Source organism: Sphingobium sp. RC1, assembly GCF_059738765.1.
The window spans coordinates 898,945-914,404 of sequence record NZ_AP027306.1 but is presented as its reverse complement, the minus strand read 5'-3'; the positions used below and the strand labels follow the sequence as shown (position 1 = coordinate 914,404).

At 61.9% G+C, this 15,460-nt stretch carries 17 protein-coding genes and 1 tRNA gene; 8 read left to right on the top strand and 10 right to left on the bottom strand.

The window, feature by feature from the left end:
* Nucleotides 1-578 precede the first annotated feature (578 nt).
* The 4 genes from AC6JBC_RS04470 to AC6JBC_RS04455 all read right to left on the bottom strand — a co-directional run bounded on the left by AC6JBC_RS04470 (nt 579) and on the right by AC6JBC_RS04455 (nt 4,887).
* Nucleotides 579-652 (bottom strand) — tRNA-Gly (locus AC6JBC_RS04470).
* A gap of 490 nt (nt 653-1,142) precedes the next feature.
* The gene (locus AC6JBC_RS04465; RefSeq protein WP_498025611.1) at nt 1,143-1,964 is read right to left on the bottom strand and encodes an SDR family NAD(P)-dependent oxidoreductase; all 822 of its coding nucleotides are present in this window, start codon (nt 1,962-1,964) and stop codon (nt 1,143-1,145) included.
* Between the two features lie 98 nt (nt 1,965-2,062).
* Nucleotides 2,063-2,812, bottom strand: a complete 750-nt coding sequence (locus tag AC6JBC_RS04460) for an energy transducer TonB (protein WP_498025610.1) — start codon at nt 2,810-2,812, stop codon at nt 2,063-2,065.
* 2 nt (nt 2,813-2,814) lie between these two features.
* On the bottom strand, nt 2,815-4,887 hold the full coding sequence (locus AC6JBC_RS04455) for a TonB-dependent receptor domain-containing protein (RefSeq protein WP_498025609.1): 2,073 nt from the start codon (nt 4,885-4,887) through the stop codon (nt 2,815-2,817).
* A gap of 122 nt (nt 4,888-5,009) precedes the next feature.
* Between AC6JBC_RS04455 and AC6JBC_RS04450 the strand changes: the two genes are divergently transcribed.
* The gene (locus tag AC6JBC_RS04450; protein ID WP_498025608.1) at nt 5,010-5,798 is read left to right on the top strand and encodes a DUF4198 domain-containing protein; all 789 of its coding nucleotides are present in this window, start codon (nt 5,010-5,012) and stop codon (nt 5,796-5,798) included.
* Between the two features lie 26 nt (nt 5,799-5,824).
* A complete protein-coding gene (locus AC6JBC_RS04445; protein ID WP_498025607.1) occupies nt 5,825-6,307 on the top strand; it encodes an EF-hand domain-containing protein in 483 nt (160 codons plus the stop codon).
* Between the two features lie 91 nt (nt 6,308-6,398).
* On the opposite strand, the gene AC6JBC_RS04440 is transcribed toward AC6JBC_RS04445, so the two are convergent.
* The 5 genes from AC6JBC_RS04440 to petA form a co-directional block, all read right to left on the bottom strand.
* Nucleotides 6,399-6,986 (bottom strand): 5'-methylthioadenosine/S-adenosylhomocysteine nucleosidase, encoded by a 588-nt coding sequence (locus tag AC6JBC_RS04440; protein ID WP_498025606.1) that lies wholly within the window; start codon nt 6,984-6,986, stop codon nt 6,399-6,401.
* Nucleotides 6,987-7,057: 71 nt separating this feature from the next.
* The gene (locus tag AC6JBC_RS04435) at nt 7,058-7,594 is read right to left on the bottom strand and encodes an adenine phosphoribosyltransferase (protein ID WP_498025605.1); all 537 of its coding nucleotides are present in this window, start codon (nt 7,592-7,594) and stop codon (nt 7,058-7,060) included.
* 81 nt (nt 7,595-7,675) lie between these two features.
* On the bottom strand, nt 7,676-8,524 hold the full coding sequence (locus AC6JBC_RS04430) for a cytochrome c1 (RefSeq protein WP_464787239.1): 849 nt from the start codon (nt 8,522-8,524) through the stop codon (nt 7,676-7,678).
* 17 nt (nt 8,525-8,541) lie between these two features.
* Nucleotides 8,542-9,861 (bottom strand): cytochrome b, encoded by a 1,320-nt coding sequence (locus AC6JBC_RS04425; protein WP_449473786.1) that lies wholly within the window; start codon nt 9,859-9,861, stop codon nt 8,542-8,544.
* An 11-nt stretch (nt 9,862-9,872) separates the two neighbouring features.
* Nucleotides 9,873-10,439 carry a ubiquinol-cytochrome c reductase iron-sulfur subunit gene (gene petA, locus AC6JBC_RS04420; protein WP_464787241.1) on the bottom strand — a complete coding sequence of 189 codons (567 nt, stop codon included), beginning with the start codon at nt 10,437-10,439 and terminating at the stop codon, nt 9,873-9,875.
* Nucleotides 10,440-10,648: 209 nt separating this feature from the next.
* On the opposite strand from petA, the gene AC6JBC_RS04415 reads away from it, so the two are divergent.
* From AC6JBC_RS04415 to AC6JBC_RS04405, 3 genes are read left to right on the top strand one after another with little or no spacing between them, the layout of a single operon-like run.
* Nucleotides 10,649-11,107 (top strand): tRNA (cytidine(34)-2'-O)-methyltransferase, encoded by a 459-nt coding sequence (locus tag AC6JBC_RS04415; RefSeq protein ID WP_498025603.1) that lies wholly within the window; start codon nt 10,649-10,651, stop codon nt 11,105-11,107.
* Nucleotides 11,104-11,967, top strand: coding sequence for an oxygen-dependent coproporphyrinogen oxidase (hemF, locus tag AC6JBC_RS04410; protein WP_498025601.1), 864 nt, complete (start codon nt 11,104-11,106; stop codon nt 11,965-11,967). The genes AC6JBC_RS04415 and hemF overlap by 4 nt, the downstream gene beginning before the upstream one ends.
* Nucleotides 11,968-11,972: 5 nt before the next feature.
* A complete protein-coding gene (locus tag AC6JBC_RS04405) occupies nt 11,973-12,572 on the top strand; it encodes a GNAT family N-acetyltransferase (RefSeq protein WP_498025599.1) in 600 nt (199 codons plus the stop codon).
* On the opposite strand, the gene AC6JBC_RS04400 is transcribed toward AC6JBC_RS04405, so the two are convergent.
* On the bottom strand, nt 12,554-13,342 hold the full coding sequence (locus tag AC6JBC_RS04400) for a DUF7847 domain-containing protein (protein WP_498025598.1): 789 nt from the start codon (nt 13,340-13,342) through the stop codon (nt 12,554-12,556). The genes AC6JBC_RS04405 and AC6JBC_RS04400 overlap by 19 nt on opposite strands.
* A gap of 74 nt (nt 13,343-13,416) precedes the next feature.
* Here AC6JBC_RS04400 and lipB point away from each other — a divergent pair, with 74 nt between their 5' ends.
* The 3 genes from lipB (at nt 13,417) to AC6JBC_RS04385 (ending at nt 15,266) form a co-directional block, all read left to right on the top strand.
* Entirely contained in the window at nt 13,417-14,121 is a 705-nt protein-coding gene (gene lipB / locus AC6JBC_RS04395) for a lipoyl(octanoyl) transferase LipB (protein ID WP_498025596.1), read from the top strand.
* Nucleotides 14,122-14,195: 74 nt separating this feature from the next.
* On the top strand, nt 14,196-14,471 hold the full coding sequence (locus AC6JBC_RS04390; protein WP_498025595.1) for a hypothetical protein: 276 nt from the start codon (nt 14,196-14,198) through the stop codon (nt 14,469-14,471).
* Between the two features lie 105 nt (nt 14,472-14,576).
* Complete coding sequence (locus AC6JBC_RS04385) at nt 14,577-15,266, top strand: hypothetical protein (protein ID WP_498025594.1); 690 nt, start codon at nt 14,577-14,579, stop codon at nt 15,264-15,266.
* The last annotated feature ends 194 nt before the right edge of the window (nt 15,267-15,460 follow it).

The window sequence follows — 15,460 nt, the reverse complement described above, 5'->3', positions numbered from 1 at the left end:
TTATCAGCCCGAAAGACTTGGTCCTGCGCGAACGATCGCTATCCCGCGTCCTGCAGCTAGCCGCCGCCATCAACACAATCCAGGGCAGAAGGCACAGTTCAAGGCGCGTCAGCAGATTGAGGTGACCCGATCCCCTACCGTGCGGACATTCCCACATTGGCCGCGATGTTCAACCTCTGTCCGCGCCCGGACAGTGGCCGTAGCCGACGACCACTGGATTGTGGCCACCACCATCCGCCGGACCTGGGACAAGAGGAGAGCGGGGATCGGACTTGCCGGGCGATCGTCAGGCTGGCCCGAAAATCATTTTCTGGTTGATGTCCCGCACTGGTCCGCCGCCGCATCGGAGAGGCGAACCGGCGGCAGGGAAACATGCTGGGCCATGTCCCGTTCGCGATCAGCGACATTTACACCAGCCCGGATCCGGCCATTTTAGGCCTCGCGCTCCGCACCACACAGGAGATTATCGACGAGATCGAGGCCCTCGCCCCGGCGCTTACCGCAACGACACCGCGAGGTCAGATGCACCATGGTAGAAGCGATGGAGCAAAACCGTCGGGTTTTCAGTAGTTTCTGACTGGAGCGGGTAGCGGGGATCGAACCCGCATCACAAGCTTGGAAGGCTAGTGCTCTACCATTGAGCTATACCCGCCCGTCAGGAGGAAGCGCACTGCCAGTTTTGCGGCGCCTTCGTCAATACTTAAAGCGGCGTGGCGACCGTTCCAGCGAAGCGTCCAGGACGAAACGAATGGCACGGCATGCCTAGCAAGCGGCGGCGCTCCGCGCCGGGTGAACCGCGCCGTTCGCTACTCGAAAGAAGAGCATAATTTCTTCAGCAAGCCGATCCGACAAGAATCAATGAAGGCTTACAAAAGATCCGGCATCGGGAAATACAGATACCAAATTCCGGTGAAGAAAGCGCCAAAATCCCATACACTCTTGACGAACCCCAAATTGTGGCAAATGAAGGTGACGTTTTGGGACGATTTGATCTTACAGCCGAGCTGGGCAAATTTGGGGCAGAATCGCCGCGTTATCATCTTATAACGTTGATTTATAACAATAAAATAGGTATCTGCCACTGCCTTGACATCGCAGGGGTCGCAAATTTGATCCTGACCGCCTCCAACACCACCACCCTGCTAATAATTCACACGGGTGAACATTGAACCGTCGATCACAAAATTCGCGCCGGTGGTGAAGCTCGACCGGGGGCTGGACAGGAAGAGGGCCGTCGCGGCGACTTCGTCGGGTACTCCCATTCGGCCGGTGGGATGTAGTGCCAGCATAGCGTTGAAATAATCAGGTTGTTCTGCGCGCAGGCGGCCGACGCTGCCGTCTTCGGCATAGATCATACCTGGGGAGATGGTGTTGAACCGGACCTTTTTCGGCGCATATTGGCGTGCGAATCCCTTTGTCAGGTTTGTCAGTGCGGCCTTCATCGCCGAGTAGGCGTCAGGTGCTCCGACTTGGGTGGACGCCATCGAAGATATGGTCAGGAATGAAGCATCGCCCTTGGCGGCGGCCGCGGCCTCCAGATGGGGGATCACCACCTCAGCGGCGGCAATCGCGCCCATGACGTCCGATTCGAATGCCCGTCGCCAGTCCGCTTCCCCATTGCCGGAAGCGATGCTGCTGGCGTTCGCGATATAGATGTCGATGCCGTCCAATGCCTCGGCGGCCTGGTGGATAAATGCCCGCAGAGCCGCGCCATCGGTGATATCGACCGGAGCGCCGAAGGCTGGAACGCCGTACGCCTCAAGCTTTTTGAGGACGGCCGCGACATGATCGGCATTGCGCGCACAGATCGCGACCTTCGCGCCTTCGGCCGCGAAAAGCTCGGCTGTCGCCCGGCCGATGCCACGGGTTCCGCCAGTGATGACGACCGTCTTTCCTTTAAGGTGCAGATCCATGTCTTCCCCTTCCCGCTCGATCACCGGTGGCTTGGCATCCGTTTGCGCCATATGAAAAGCAATATGCGCGCGGCACAACCGCTTAAGATCGCGCCGACCTATGCCTCTTGCGCATAGCTGCGATAGGAAAAGCGGCACGACAGGCGCCTTCACGCGGGCAGTATGAACTCGATCGGGGCGCTGAACTCGATTCGTTCGCCCGGCAGCTCTGCGGGTGCCCGAGGATAGGGAGACGCGCGCTGCAGCATTGCTCTCGCCTCCTCATCCAGGACGGGATTGCCCGATCCCCTGATAACCGCGCCTTCGAGCAAGATCCCCGCGCGATCGAGGACGAATCGAACCTGCACTTGCCCTTCCTCACGACGCATACGCGCGCGGCGTGGATAGACTTTATGAGCATAGAGCCAGGACCGAACCTTCGCGGCGTAGCTCCGGCTTGTGCCAGACGGCGCCTTGATAGCCGCACCATCTGCCGCGCCGCGCCGGGGAGGCGATGATGGGGTCAGGACGGTCGCGGCGCTCTCAGCGCTGGATGTCTGCGATGACGCGATCGTTGGGGTTGCGACCGGCGCAACCGATCCGATCGGCACCAGGACCGGCGCCGGTGACTGATCCATCCCAAACGGTTGCACCATGGCGGCGAAGAGTGGCGGTCGGACCTCAGGCCTCGGCCCCGCGGGTCGAGGTGGGCTTGCGGCAGCTGGCTCCGTTTCCTCCGCCCCTTCTTCAACCCCCTTCAACTGCGCCAGGGAGAGAACCGTCAGCGCAGGCGATTCCTGTCGTCGCGCCGCCTGCCCCATTCCCAGGTTCAGCAGCGCCGCGATCAGCAATCCGTTTACCAGCATGGAAGCCGCCGCCGGACCGCTGATGCGGAAGGATGGAACCGCCCGCGCCATCATCGTCAGAATGTGTTCGCTACGCTGAACTTGAAGCTCTGCCCTTCCGCCGCCAGGGCGGACAGGTGGCGGCGATATTGCTTGTCGAACAGATTATCCACGGCGACACGGAACTCGAATCCCTTCGCCGCGCCGCTGCGCGGCTTGAACGCGAAGAAGAGATTGTGGACACTATAGCCTGGGGTTGGCAAGCCCGATCCGGCAGAAGAAAAGATGCCCGTCGTCACCTTGTCCTGTCGTTCGGCGAATTCGCCGGTCCAACCGCCCGAAAGACCCGTTGCCGAATCGGCGTAGCCCAGCGTCAGGCGATAATCATTGGCCGGAATGGTGTTGAGATAGTTGCCGGTCAGCCGGTCCTTACCGTCGATAAAGGACGCATTGGCCCGCGCGAAGAAGCCGCCGACGCCATATTCGGCTTCTATCTCCAGCCCCTTGAACCGCGAGCGGTTGATGTTCTGGAAATAGGGCGTTCCCGCCGGGGCGGCCACGTTGACGATCAGGTCTTTCACATCGTTCTGGAACAGCGTGGTCTTCGCGCGGAACCGGTCTCCCCGTCCCAACGCATCATCGAAGGACAGGGTGAAGCCGACCTCATAATTGTCGGACTTTTCCGGGCGCAGATCCGGGTTGTTGGGCCGCGTCGCGGATCGCGTGAAGACCTCATCCACATTGGGCATGCGCACCGTGCGTGCCGCAGATCCGAACAGGCCGAACCATGGGGTGATATTGTACAATGCGGCAAGCTTGGGAGAGACACCGCTGTCCTTGACCCGCTGCGTCAAAGTGGTGCCCGCGACGACCGTGTAACCAGGCTTAAGGTCGGTCCAGTCGATGCGAACGCCGGGCATGATGGTCAGCTTGTCGGACCAAATTATCTCCAACTGGCTGAACAGCCCATAACGGCTCATGTCACCTTCCGGATGGGTGCCCGCGCCCGGGGTCACCGTGCCATTCAGCGCCACGCGCGGATTACGCCGCTCCTGCCTGCTCCATTGGCCACCGACGATGAGAAAGGCGGTCCAGTCGCCGCCCATGTCGAAACGGCTGCTATTCTGCAGCTTTCCCTGCCAGCTTTCGTAGGAAAAGTCGGAATAGGCCAGGGGTCCAAGGAAGGTCGTTTCAGTCTGGCGCACCTTTGACAGCGAATAGGCGATCTGCGCCTCGACATTGAGGATTTTGCTGCCGTCGAAGTCGTTCACATAGCCGAGCACAGCCGTCTTATCGTGAACCCGGCGACGCATCAGGCTGTTTCCGGTGGCGACCGAAACCTGGTCGTAGACCTGCGGCGCGTCACTGATCCAATCCTGATAGCTTGCCCAGATGGCGTGGTTCCGATTGCCGCCGATGGAAACGCGGCCCTTTGCCAGCCAACTGTCCGATAGTGTTGCGGATGCAGCGACGATGTCCCCATTGCCGCTCCTGAAATCATCGCTGCGACGGTAATTATAGCTGCCCAGCAGTTCGACGCCCTCAACCGGCTGCGCGGCGACGATGCCCGACAAGGTATGAGCCTGCGCGTTGGTGTCTGTCGCGGCCTTCAGGCGGACGGCGAGCGGGTCGTCGCCGGTCAGGAAATCGGACGCATCCTTTGTCGTGAAATTGACGACGCCCGCCAGCGCACCAGCTCCATAAAGGGTCGAGGAGGCCGGGCCGCGCAGGACTTCGACGCGCTTGTAAAGCTCGGGCTCGCTAAACAGCGCGCCCATACGATATTGTTCGTAGAATTTGGTGACGCCATCGACATTGAGCAGTATCCGATTATCGGAATCGCCCACGGCCGTACCCATGCCGCGAATGTTGAAGCCCTGCCCCAGCTGGCCGACGCCGCCCTGTACATTCACGCCCGGCATGTCTTCCAGTAGGTCGCCGATCGTCATCGCCTGCGTTTGATCAATATCTTCCTGATCCAGCGTGCTGACCGCTTGAGGCGTATCGATCGCCACCTTTTCCGCCCCCGCGGATATGACCATGCGATCCAAAGTCATGCGCGTCGTTTCTGGCGCCTCGGCTTCCTGCTGCGCCCAAAGCTCAGCGGGCGCGGCGATCAGCATGGCACCCATCAAAAGCTTCATCTTCATCTTACCCCCTTCGGCATCTCAACGGGACACGGGCGGTCCCGAACGGCGCCGGACTTATCAACAATTAATGATATTGCAAGTGCGTCGCATTAGATATATTGGGAAATGGAAAGGGGATTTTCATGAAATTGTCGCGACTTCACTCTGCCGCATGGCTGGCGATGATCACGGGCGCTTCGGCGGCCCAGGCTCATATGCCTTATGTGCTGCCCACGCAGTTCGACCTGGGCAAGGCGGATCATGTCACCGTTCAGTCCGCATTCGCCGAGGACGCCTTTTTACCTGAAGTCGCCATGCGTGACGCGCCCTTCCATCTGGTCGGGCCGGACGGGAAAGAATTGGCGGCCGGACCCGTCACGCATTTGCGCGACATCAGCATGTTCGAAGCGGCGATCACTTCGGACGGGACTTACCGGGTGACGAGCGGCCTTCGCGCCGGACGCAAGGGCAAGATGTTCAAGGCCGGGAACGACTGGAAAATGCGCGGTGAGGGGAGCGAGCCGCCCGCTGGCAGTGCGGAGGTCGATGTGCAGAGCATGACGTTGGCCGAAGCCTATGTCACACGCGGCCAGCCTACCCAGGCGGCGCTGAAGCCGACTGGCAAGGCCCTGGAAATTCAGGCCATGTCCCATCCCAATGCGATCGTCGCACGAACGGATGCGAGCTTCACGCTGCTCTTCGATGGCAAGCCGCTGGGCGGCGCGGATATCAGCCTGTTCCGCAGCGCTGGCCTTTATGACGGGCGCAAGGTGGCTGCTCAGGTGAAGAGCGGTCCGGACGGCCACTTCGTCCTGAAACCGCAAGACGCTGGCACCTATCTTATACTTGTACGCCATCGCGCCGCCGCTCCCGCGGAGTCGGAAACGCCCTATCGCAGCTACACCTATACCTTGGCCTTCGACGCGGCCTGACCCTGTTTTCAACTAGAGGATATATTATGCAGCTTCGCCTTTCCCTGACCACCGCTGTGCTCGCCATGTCTGGTACGGCGTTTGCCGCTCCGCACGAAGGATCGGTCTTCATCCACGATTATGATGCCGATCACGACGGGCAGGTCACTCGCGCCGAGTTCGACGCCGGTCGAACGGCCCGGTTCAAGGCGACGGATGCCAATGGCGACGGGTGGTTGTCAGAAGACGAATATGTCGGCGAATATCACGCCCGGCTTGAGCAGCAACTGGCAGCATCGGACCTCAGCGACGAAAAAAAGGCAGAAGAGCGGCAGCGGCAGATGCGTCAGGCAAAGGTGCGCTTCGGCGTGCTGGACAAGGACAAGAACGCCAAGATGAGCCGGGCGGAATATGACGCTTCGGGTGCGCGTGCGTTCGCCGAGCAGGATGATGACAAGGACAATATAGTGACTGCCGCCGATGCGGCCGCCACGCGCGCGAAGCAGCTTGCCGCGCAGCAGAAGAACTGACGTTGCAGAGGGCTGGGTGACAAAGGGGCAGAGCTGCGGGTGCGGCTCTGCTTCCACAGAGAAACCACGCTTGGCCCGGCACCTCCTCTATTCAGAGCCCGCTTTGTTGAGAGTCCAGGTGGGCGACGAGCATATCGACGGCGTGGGATAGTCGCTCATCCAGGAGCGCGAGGAGCTTCGTCCAGCCCAGCATGTCGTTCAGTTCGCCAGGTCCATCGGATATACCGCGCAGGCCCATCAGCGGGACAGCGAAGCGCTGGCAGGCGCGCGCGATTGCGAAGCTTTCCATGTCGACCATCTCGGCGTCTATCCGCGCATATTCCTCGCCGCCCACGATATTCGCGCCGGTTGAGAGGCGCGCCGCGGGAATGTCGAGAGGTGCGTGCAGCGGTAGATTGACGGGGTGATCTATGAACGGAGTCACTCCCTTTGCGAAACCAAGGCGGGAAGCGTCCATGTCTCGCCAGGAAACGCTGGCGACTTGATAAACTTCTCCCAACTGACAGGTGCGGGACCCGGCTGATCCCAGCGAGACGGCGAGATCGGGTAGAGCGTCCCGCTGGTGAAGGTGCTGCAGCGCCAGGCTGGTTGTGATCGCGGCTTCGATGGGGCCGACGCCGGTCATTAGTGGCGTGAAGCGGGAACGCAGATGTGGGCCGTATTCATCCTCGATCGCCATTAGGAAGAGGATGCGTTTTCCGGCGATTGTTTCGCACTTTGGTTGGTGGGGGAAATGCATGAAGGAAACCGTTAATTGCCGGGGAATTTGAGGAGGGCGGCGGTGGCGATGCCGTCGGCTTCGAGGGCGGAGCGGCCGCCGAGGTCCGGGAGGTCGATGGCGAAGATGGCCAGGAGCAAGGTGGCGCCTTGTTCGCGGAGGAGCTGCGCGGCGGCGAGAGCGGTGCCGCCTGTGGCGATGAGGTCATCGACCAACAGGACGCGGGCACCCTGCCCTATCTGTCCTTCATGCAATTCGAGGCGGTCGGTGCCATATTCCAGCACATAATCTATGCCGACGGTCTTGCCGGGTAGCTTGCCCGACTTGCGGATCGGAACGAAGCCGAGACCGAGCGCATGGGCAAGTGCCGATCCAAGCACGAAACCGCGCGCCTCGATCCCGACCACTATGTCAGCGTCGAGCGGACGCGCGATCGCGGCAAGCCCGCTGACAAGCGCCGAGAAGCCTTCAGCGTCGGCGAGCAAAGTCGTGATGTCGCGGAACAGGATGCCGGGCTTTGGAAAGTCGGGAATGGTCCGGACCAGCGCGGCGAGTTCATCGATATCCATGCAAACTCCCAATGAAAAAGGGGCGCGGTGTCGTGATGACGCCGCGCCCCCTTCCTATCCATTCCCTTGGCCAAGTGGCGGTCAGGCGGCCTTTTTCTTGTCGGCCCAGATATTCTGGTAGGACATGTAGGCCAGCGCCGTTGCGATCAGCAGGAAGACGATGGTCGCCAGCCCCGCGCGGCGGCGGTTCTCAAGCTTGGGTTCGGCGGTCCAGGTCAGGAAGGCCGAAACGTCCTGCGCCATCTGGTCAACCGTCGCCTTGGTGCCGTCGCCATAGGTCACCTGACCATCGGCCGTCAGCGGGGGCGCCATGGCGAGGTTCAGGTTAGCGAAATAGGGGTTGTAGTGCAGCCCCTGCGGCGTCTTGGCATCCGGGAAGTGCTTGAGCAATTCGGCCGGCTGGTTCTGGAACCCGGTCAGCAGCGAATAGACATAAGCCGATCCGTCATGACGCGCCTTGGTCATCAGCGACAGATCTGGCGGGATCGCATTGTTGTTTGCCGCAGCCGCCGCAACATTGTTGGCGAAGGGCTTGGGGAAGTAATCAGCCGGAACCGGCTCGCGGGTCGAAGCCTCACCCGTCTTGGGATCGACGTCAGGCGTCTTGATCGCCCACTGCTTGGCGATCGCCTTGATCTCCGCTTCGTTATAGCCAATGCCCTTGAGGTCGCGGAAAGCGACGAACTTCAGGCTGTGGCAGGCCGAGCAGACTTCCTTGAACACCTGGAAGCCGCGCTGCAGCTGCGCCTGGTCGAACTTGCCGAACGGGCCGTTGAAGGAGAAGTCCACTTCCTTGGGATGCTTGTGGAATTCATGCTCCACCGTCGCAGCGGGCGGTTCGGAAACATAGGCCACAGCGCCCACAAGGAAGGAGATCAGCAGCCAGCCAGCAAAGAAGAGGCCGACGAGAAATGCGCCGATGCGAACCATGTTGATCTTGTCCCCTATTAGCCGGCGTTCGACGGCTGCGGATCCGCGCCCATGCCGGGAAGCGCATCCTGTTCGCCCTTGATGTTATAGCGGTTGAGCACCGATTCCGTGATCGAGCCCGGCAGCGGCAGCGGCCGTTCAAAGCGCGAGATCAGCGGCAGGATGATCAGGAAGTGGGCGAAATAATAGGCGCCCGCAATCTGCGAGATCATCACATAGGGTTCGGCAGCAGGTGCACCGCCGCAATAGCCCAGGATCAGCACGTCAACGATCAGAATCCAGAAGAACTTCTTGAAGGTCGGGCGATAATTGCCCGAACGCACCGGCGAGGTATCCAGCCAGGGCAGGAAGAAGAGCATCAGGATCGAGCTGAACATCGCCAGCACGCCCAGCAGCTTTGCAGGTACGAAGAAGAAGTCGACCGTGAAAGCGCGCAGGATCGCGTAGAAGGGCCAGAAATACCATTCCGGAACGATGTGCGCAGGCGTCGAAAGCGGGTTCGCTTCGATATAGTTGTCCGGGTGGCCGAGATAGTTCGGCGCGAAGAACAACAGGATCGCGAAGAGGATCAGGAACACGCCAGCCCCGAAGCCGTCCTTCGCCGTGTAGTAAGGATGGAACGGAACGGTGTCCTGCGGCCCCTTCACTTCCACACCGGTCGGGTTCGACGAACCCGGAATGTGCAGCGCCCAGATGTGCAGGATGATGACCGCAGCGATCACGAAGGGCAGCAGGAAGTGCAGCGAGAAGAAGCGGTTGAGCGACGCATTGCCAGGAGCAAAGCCGCCGAGCAGCCATGTCTGGATCGGTTCACCCACGACCGGGATCGCGCCGAACAGGCCGGTGATCACCTTGGCGCCCCAATAGGACATCTGCCCCCAGGGAAGCACATAGCCCATGAAGGCGGTCGCCATCATCAGAAGGAAGATGACGATGCCGAGCAGCCAGACCATTTCACGCGGCGCCTTATAGGAACCGTAGAAAAGGCCGCGGAAGATATGGAGATAGACGACGATGAAGAAGAAGCTGGCGCCGTTGGCATGCGCATAGCGCATCAGCCAGCCCGCGTTCACGTCGCGCATCGTCTGTTCAACGGTGCTGAATGCGACCAGCGTGTTGGCGCCATAATGCATCGCCATGATCACGCCGGTGACGATCTGGATCACCAGCGCGAGGCCAGCCAGAACACCGAAGTTCCAGAAATAGTTGAGGTTGCGAGGCACCGGATAACCGGCGCCGATCGCGTTGTAGACGAGGCGCGGAAGCGGCAGCTTCTCGTCGATCCACTGCATCGCGGGATGCTTGGGAGTATAATGCTCAGCCCAGGGAAAGCTCATGGTTTCTTACCTCAGCCTACGAGAATGGCAGTGTCGGAAGTGAAGCTGAACTTCGGCACTTCCAGGTTCTTGGGCGCGGGGCCTTTGCGGATGCGGGCCGCGGTGTCGTAGGACGAACCGTGGCAGGGGCAGAAATAGCCGCCGAACTCACCGCGATTCTCGCCCTCGCCCGCGCCCAGCGGCACGCAGCCCAGATGGGTGCAGACGCCCATGGTGATCAGCCACTGCTTCTTGCCATCCACGGTGCGCTGTTCCAGCGTCTGCGGGTCGCGCAGGCTGGATACGTCCACCTTGTCGGCTTCCGCGATTTCCTTGTCCGTCAGGTGACGAACGAAAAGCGGCTGCGAGCGGAAGGTCGTCTTGATCGCCTGGCCCGGCTGGATCGACGAGATGTCCACCTCAGTCGAAGCGAGCGCCAGCACGTCCGCGCTGGGGTTCATCTGATCCACGAGCGGAATGACGACGGCGACAGCCCCGACCCCCGCGAAGCTTACTGCGGCGATATTGATGAAGTCGCGACGACGCACTCCACCTTCGCCGGATAGACCTTGGCTGTCCGTATGTTCAACGCTCGCCATGCACCTCAACCCTTGCAAAGACGTCCCTGTTACCCGCCACATTGCCGTCACCGGCCCTGATTATCGAGAGAGTAGCGCCGCCCACGGAAATGGGCCTCGCCTTTCCCCCTGGCGTGGTTCGGGGGCCTGATAGACCCACTGCGGCTTCTTTGCCAACAGCAATTTGGCGATGGCTATGACAATTTGCCCCGCTGCTTTATGCGCGGGCCATGCGTATTGCTCTTTACCAACCCGAGATTGCCGGGAATGTCGGCGCCATATTACGGCTGGCCGCCTGTTTTTCCGTGCCCGTGGACATCATCATGCCGATGGGATTCGCCTTTTCCGACGCCAAGTTGAAACGCGCCGCGATGGATTATGGCGCGGCGGCGGAGGTGACCCGGCACGCCAATTTCGAGGCATTTGACGAGGTCCGGCGTGCGGAGGGCCGTCGCCTGGTGCTGATGAGCAGCCATGCTTCACAGCCCCTGCCGGAGGTGCGTTTTGACCGGAATGACGTGCTGCTGATGGGATCGGAAGGCGCGGGCGTACCCGACGCGGTGCGGGACATGGCCGACCTGCGCGTCCGAATCCCCATGGCTGCGGGCTTCCGGTCCTTGAACATTGCCGTTTCCACGGGCATCGCGGTTGCCGAAGCCCTACGCCAGACTGGACAATTTCCGCAATGACCCTTTCTCTCGACCCAAAACAGCAAGCCGCCCGCAACTGGTTCGAATCGCTGCGCGACCGCATCTGCGCGGAATTCGAAGCGATCGAGCGCGAGGCGGGCAGCGAGGCAGGCTTCGTCTATACGCCGTGGGACCGCGAAGCGCCCGGCCTGACACCGGGCGAAGGCGGCGGCGGTGTGCGCGGGGTCATGAAGGGCAAGATATTCGAGAAGGTCGGGGTCAATGTCTCGACCGTCTCGGGCGAGTTCGCGCCGGATTTTGCCAAAACCATCCATGGCGCGGGGGAAAATCCGGCCTTTTTCGCAACCGGGATCAGCCTGGTCGCGCATATGGCCAACCCGCATGTGCCAGCCGTGCATATGAACACGCGCTATCTGATCACGTCCAAAAGCTGGTTTGGCGGTGGCGCGGACCTTAACCCTCCCCTGCCACGGGATGAGGACACGGCGAGCTTCCATGCCGCGTTCAAGGACGCGTGCGACGCGCATGATGCGGACTATTATCCCCGCTTCAAGGCGTGGGCCGACGAGTATTTCTTCATACCCCATCGGGGCGTCCATCGCGGCGTCGGCGGCATTTTCTACGACCATCTGGAGTGCGAGGATGATGCGGGTTTCGACGCGAATTTCGCCTATACCCGGTCGGTGGGCGAAGCGTTCCTGAAGGCCTTTCCCCCGATTGTCCGGCGGCGGATGGGCGAAAGCTGGAGCGAGGAGGATTATGCCCAGATGCTGGAATGGCGTGGCCGTTATGCAGAGTTCAACCTGGTGCATGACCGGGGCACGCTGTTCGGGCTGAAGACCGGGGGCAATGTCGACGCGATCCTGATGAGCCTGCCGCCGATGGCGAGCTGGAGCTGACTTCCATGCCGCTGACGCCGGTCGCCAATGATCAGATTGCGACGATCGTGACCTATCTGGAGATGGTCGAACGTCCCCGGCCTGCGCCGATCCCGCCCGCTCCGTTGCGGCTGGTGCCGTGGAAGGCGCCAGCGCTGGACGCCTATCGCGCGCTGTTCCGGCGTGTGGGGGAGCCGTGGCTCTGGTTCTCACGCCTTGTCATGAGTGACGCGGAATTGACGGCGATCATCCATGATCCGGCGGTGCAGATCTTTGCGGTGACCGATCCGCGCGGCGTGGAAGTGGGATTGCTGGAGCTGGATTTCCGGGCGCTGCCGGACTGCGAGTTGAGCTTCCTTGGGCTTATACCCGAGCTGACCGGCAAGGGGTTTGGCGCATGGCTGATGGCGCAGGCGAAATCGCTGGCATGGCGCAAGGAGGTGCGCCGTTTCTGGGTGCATAGCTGCACGCTGGACAGTCCGGGGGCGCTCAGCTTCTATCAGCGGGCGGGATTTGTGCCCTATAAGCGGGAGGTTGAGGTTTTCGCTGATCCTCGGCTGGCCGGTTTATTGAGCCCCGATGCGGCGCCGCATGTGCCGATGCTGGGTCAGCGCGCCTCTGCCTGACGATAGAGCCGGGCGAGCATGACGAGCATGTAGACCTGCACCACCGTCGAGACGACGGCCGCTGCGACGCCGCCGACGAGCCGCGCCCCTTCCGCTCCGGCGATCAGGCGACCGAACAGGCCGAAGATGACTTGCGCGGCCGACCCCACGATGGCCGAGAGCAGCGTCAGCACCAGGATGAAGCCGAGCAGCCGCCAGAAATGGCCGCGTGTCAGCGCCCAGCTATGCCGGAGCGAGGCCATGACGCCTTCATGGCCGTCGATCACTACGGGATTGAGCAGCATAAGCCGCACGCTGGCGAAGAGCATGACGGCGCCGCCAGCGGCCACCAGCAACGCGGCGAGGGCTGCGGCAACCGGCTTTGCCACCATGGAGAAGGCGACGACGACGATCATGCCCACGATGGCTATGCCAAGCAGCACGCCGATGACGACAAGGGCGGTGCCCAGTAGCACGGGCAGGCGGGAGAGGCTGAGCCGCAGCGCTTCGCCGACGCTGATCCCCGGCCGCAACGCCAGTGCGAACAGGGCGAGCGATCCGAACCAGATGATGATGACGCCGATCAGCGTGGACAGGATGAAACTGGGCGGGATGTCGGGCATGGCGCCCTTTTCCATCGTCCAGCTGGCGAGTTCGGGCGGCGTCATCTCCTGAAGGATAAGGCCGGGCAGCGCGACGAAGAGCAAGGCGACGGGGAAGAGCAGGCTACGTTCGCGCGCGACGAAGGCGACCGCTTCTTCCCATGCCTTGCCGATCGACATCGCCGCCATATCTTCGCCTTTTCCCGTACTTAAAATCGGGGAGGAGACTTGATCGCTCCCCTCGCTCAAGTCAAGGAAGTGCCATGTCATCCTCTTCCCCTTCGCCTGCCGTGGCCGACCAGATCGAATGGCGGGTCGATTCCGCTCCGGTGGACTATCCGCACGCGCTCGCCGACATGGAGGCGCGGGCGGCGGCGATCTTTGACGGTGAGGCGGGCGAGCGGGTGTGGCTGCTCGAACATCCGCCGCTTTATACGGCGGGGACGAGCGCCGATCCGGCCGAGCTGATCGACCCGCGCTTTCCGGTGCATGATGCGGGGCGCGGCGGGCGCTATACCTATCATGGGCCGGGGCAGCGGATCGGCTATCTCAATCTCGACCTGCGGGAACGGGGCAAGGATGTGCGGAATTTCGTCCATCATCTGGAAGGCTGGATGATCGATGCGCTGGGCGACCTTGGCATCGTGGCGCGGCGGGCGGAGGGGCGGATCGGCATCTGGACCGATGACCTTGACGGGCGCGAGGCGAAGATCGGCGCATTAGGCATCCGGGTGCGGCGGTGGGTGACGCTGCATGGCTTTTCGATCAATGTGGACCCCGACCTGTCCCATTTTGGCGGCATCGTGCCGTGCGGGCTTGCGGAATATCCCGTCACCAGCATCGCGGCGCTGGGCAAGAATGCCTCGATGGCCGATCTGGATGCGGCTTTGAAGGCGCATTTCCCTGCCTTTCTGGGCCGGTTGCGGCGCTGTGGCGCGGGGGTTGAGCAATGCGGATCGGGCGGCTAGGGTCTGCGCCTTCGCCGGGTGGGGGCCGCCGGGCATCACATGTTTGGGAGACCCGGATGCGCTGCAAAGCGAGGATGATCTTTACCGCCTTGCTGCTGACCGGCTGCACCGCGCTGGCGGCGTGCGGCAAGGACGACAAGGCGAGCAACACGGTTCAGATGAAGGATCTGGAGGTTGTCGATGGCACGACCACCGACGCCATGACGGACCTGGACGGGGTGCAGAGCGAAGCGCCATCGGCGGCCCTGCCCTCGGCCGGAGGGAATAACAGCGCCGCTGCCGCGCCTCAGCCGGAACCTGCCGCCGCCAACGCGACGCAGGGCGAGGCAGAGATACTGTCGGATCAATAGACGGAGCAAGACGTTCAGGCGCAATACAGGCGCCGGGCGCAAGGCATATCATAAAGCCCTGCCCGATCGTCATTCATAAAGGCCGCCATTCTTAAAGGGGAAGTCATGACATCCTGTTCCACGCTGCGCCGGGTCTGTGCCGGGTTGATGATTGCCGCCGCGCCGCTGTTGGCTCAACCGGCCGCAGCCCAGTTTTTCTGGTCGCCGCCCAACTTTTCCAGCCCGCCGCTGACGGACGCGGACGCGGCGACCGCGCTCGGCCTGCCCGGCGCCACGGCGGAGGAGGTCCGCGCGGGTCTGGTCTGGAACCTGCGCGCGGCGCTCAACGTCGCAGCGCTTCAGTGCCAGTTCGAACCGACGCTGCTGTCGATCAGCAACTATAATGCGATGATCGCGCATCATGACGCGGAGATGGACTCGGCGCAGTCCGTCCTGCTCGGCTATTTCCAGCGCACCGTTGGCAAGGGCAAGCCTGGTCAGGCCGCGTCCGACAAATATGGCACGCGCATCTATTCGGGCTATTCGACGGTACAGGCGCAGCGCGGCTTCTGCCAGGCGGCGGGTCAGGTCGGACGGCAGGCGATCTTCGCCAATCGCGGCTCGCTGCATGAAGTGGCGCGCACGGGGCTGGGGTCGATCAAGAAGTCGCTGGTGCTGGCGGGTGAGCAATTTTACGGCGATCCGGGGCGCAGTTACGCGCTGACCCTGCCCTCGTTCGACAAGAAATGCTGGAAGAAGGACAAGCTGCGGCCGGAATGCCAGGTGGCTTATGAGCAGAAGGTGGCGGCTAAGTAAGGTGGGATGAGCGGGGTCGTAAGGGGCTCCGCTTCCAGGGTCCTGGTAGGATAGGATGTTGCGAACCAAGATCAGCGGATCGAGCGACGGTCTGTTATCTGGGATCACCCCACCCCGTTCGCCCTGAGCTTGTCGAAGGGCTCTACTTCTTAAAAAGAAGAGAAGGGCTTCGACAGGCTCAGCGCGAACGGTGT

Coding starts and splice junctions, on each gene's coding strand:
- AC6JBC_RS04405 (WP_498025599.1), top strand. CDS start 11,973: ATGCCGCTGACGCCGGTCGCCAATGATCAGATTGCGACGATCGTGACC.
- AC6JBC_RS04465 (WP_498025611.1), bottom strand. CDS start 1,964: ATGGCGCAAACGGATGCCAAGCCACCGGTGATCGAGCGGGAAGGGGAA.
- AC6JBC_RS04430 (WP_464787239.1), bottom strand. CDS start 8,524: ATGGTTCGCATCGGCGCATTTCTCGTCGGCCTCTTCTTTGCTGGCTGG.
- AC6JBC_RS04435 (WP_498025605.1), bottom strand. CDS start 7,594: ATGGATATCGATGAACTCGCCGCGCTGGTCCGGACCATTCCCGACTTT.
- AC6JBC_RS04415 (WP_498025603.1), top strand. CDS start 10,649: ATGCGTATTGCTCTTTACCAACCCGAGATTGCCGGGAATGTCGGCGCC.
- AC6JBC_RS04455 (WP_498025609.1), bottom strand. CDS start 4,887: ATGAAGATGAAGCTTTTGATGGGTGCCATGCTGATCGCCGCGCCCGCT.
- AC6JBC_RS04390 (WP_498025595.1), top strand. CDS start 14,196: ATGATCTTTACCGCCTTGCTGCTGACCGGCTGCACCGCGCTGGCGGCG.
- AC6JBC_RS04425 (WP_449473786.1), bottom strand. CDS start 9,861: ATGAGCTTTCCCTGGGCTGAGCATTATACTCCCAAGCATCCCGCGATG.
- AC6JBC_RS04400 (WP_498025598.1), bottom strand. CDS start 13,342: ATGGCGGCGATGTCGATCGGCAAGGCATGGGAAGAAGCGGTCGCCTTC.
- AC6JBC_RS04460 (WP_498025610.1), bottom strand. CDS start 2,812: ATGATGGCGCGGGCGGTTCCATCCTTCCGCATCAGCGGTCCGGCGGCG.
- AC6JBC_RS04385 (WP_498025594.1), top strand. CDS start 14,577: ATGACATCCTGTTCCACGCTGCGCCGGGTCTGTGCCGGGTTGATGATT.
- hemF (WP_498025601.1), top strand. CDS start 11,104: ATGACCCTTTCTCTCGACCCAAAACAGCAAGCCGCCCGCAACTGGTTC.
- petA (WP_464787241.1), bottom strand. CDS start 10,439: ATGGCGAGCGTTGAACATACGGACAGCCAAGGTCTATCCGGCGAAGGT.
- AC6JBC_RS04440 (WP_498025606.1), bottom strand. CDS start 6,986: ATGGCGATCGAGGATGAATACGGCCCACATCTGCGTTCCCGCTTCACG.
- AC6JBC_RS04450 (WP_498025608.1), top strand. CDS start 5,010: ATGAAATTGTCGCGACTTCACTCTGCCGCATGGCTGGCGATGATCACG.
- lipB (WP_498025596.1), top strand. CDS start 13,417: ATGTCATCCTCTTCCCCTTCGCCTGCCGTGGCCGACCAGATCGAATGG.
- AC6JBC_RS04445 (WP_498025607.1), top strand. CDS start 5,825: ATGCAGCTTCGCCTTTCCCTGACCACCGCTGTGCTCGCCATGTCTGGT.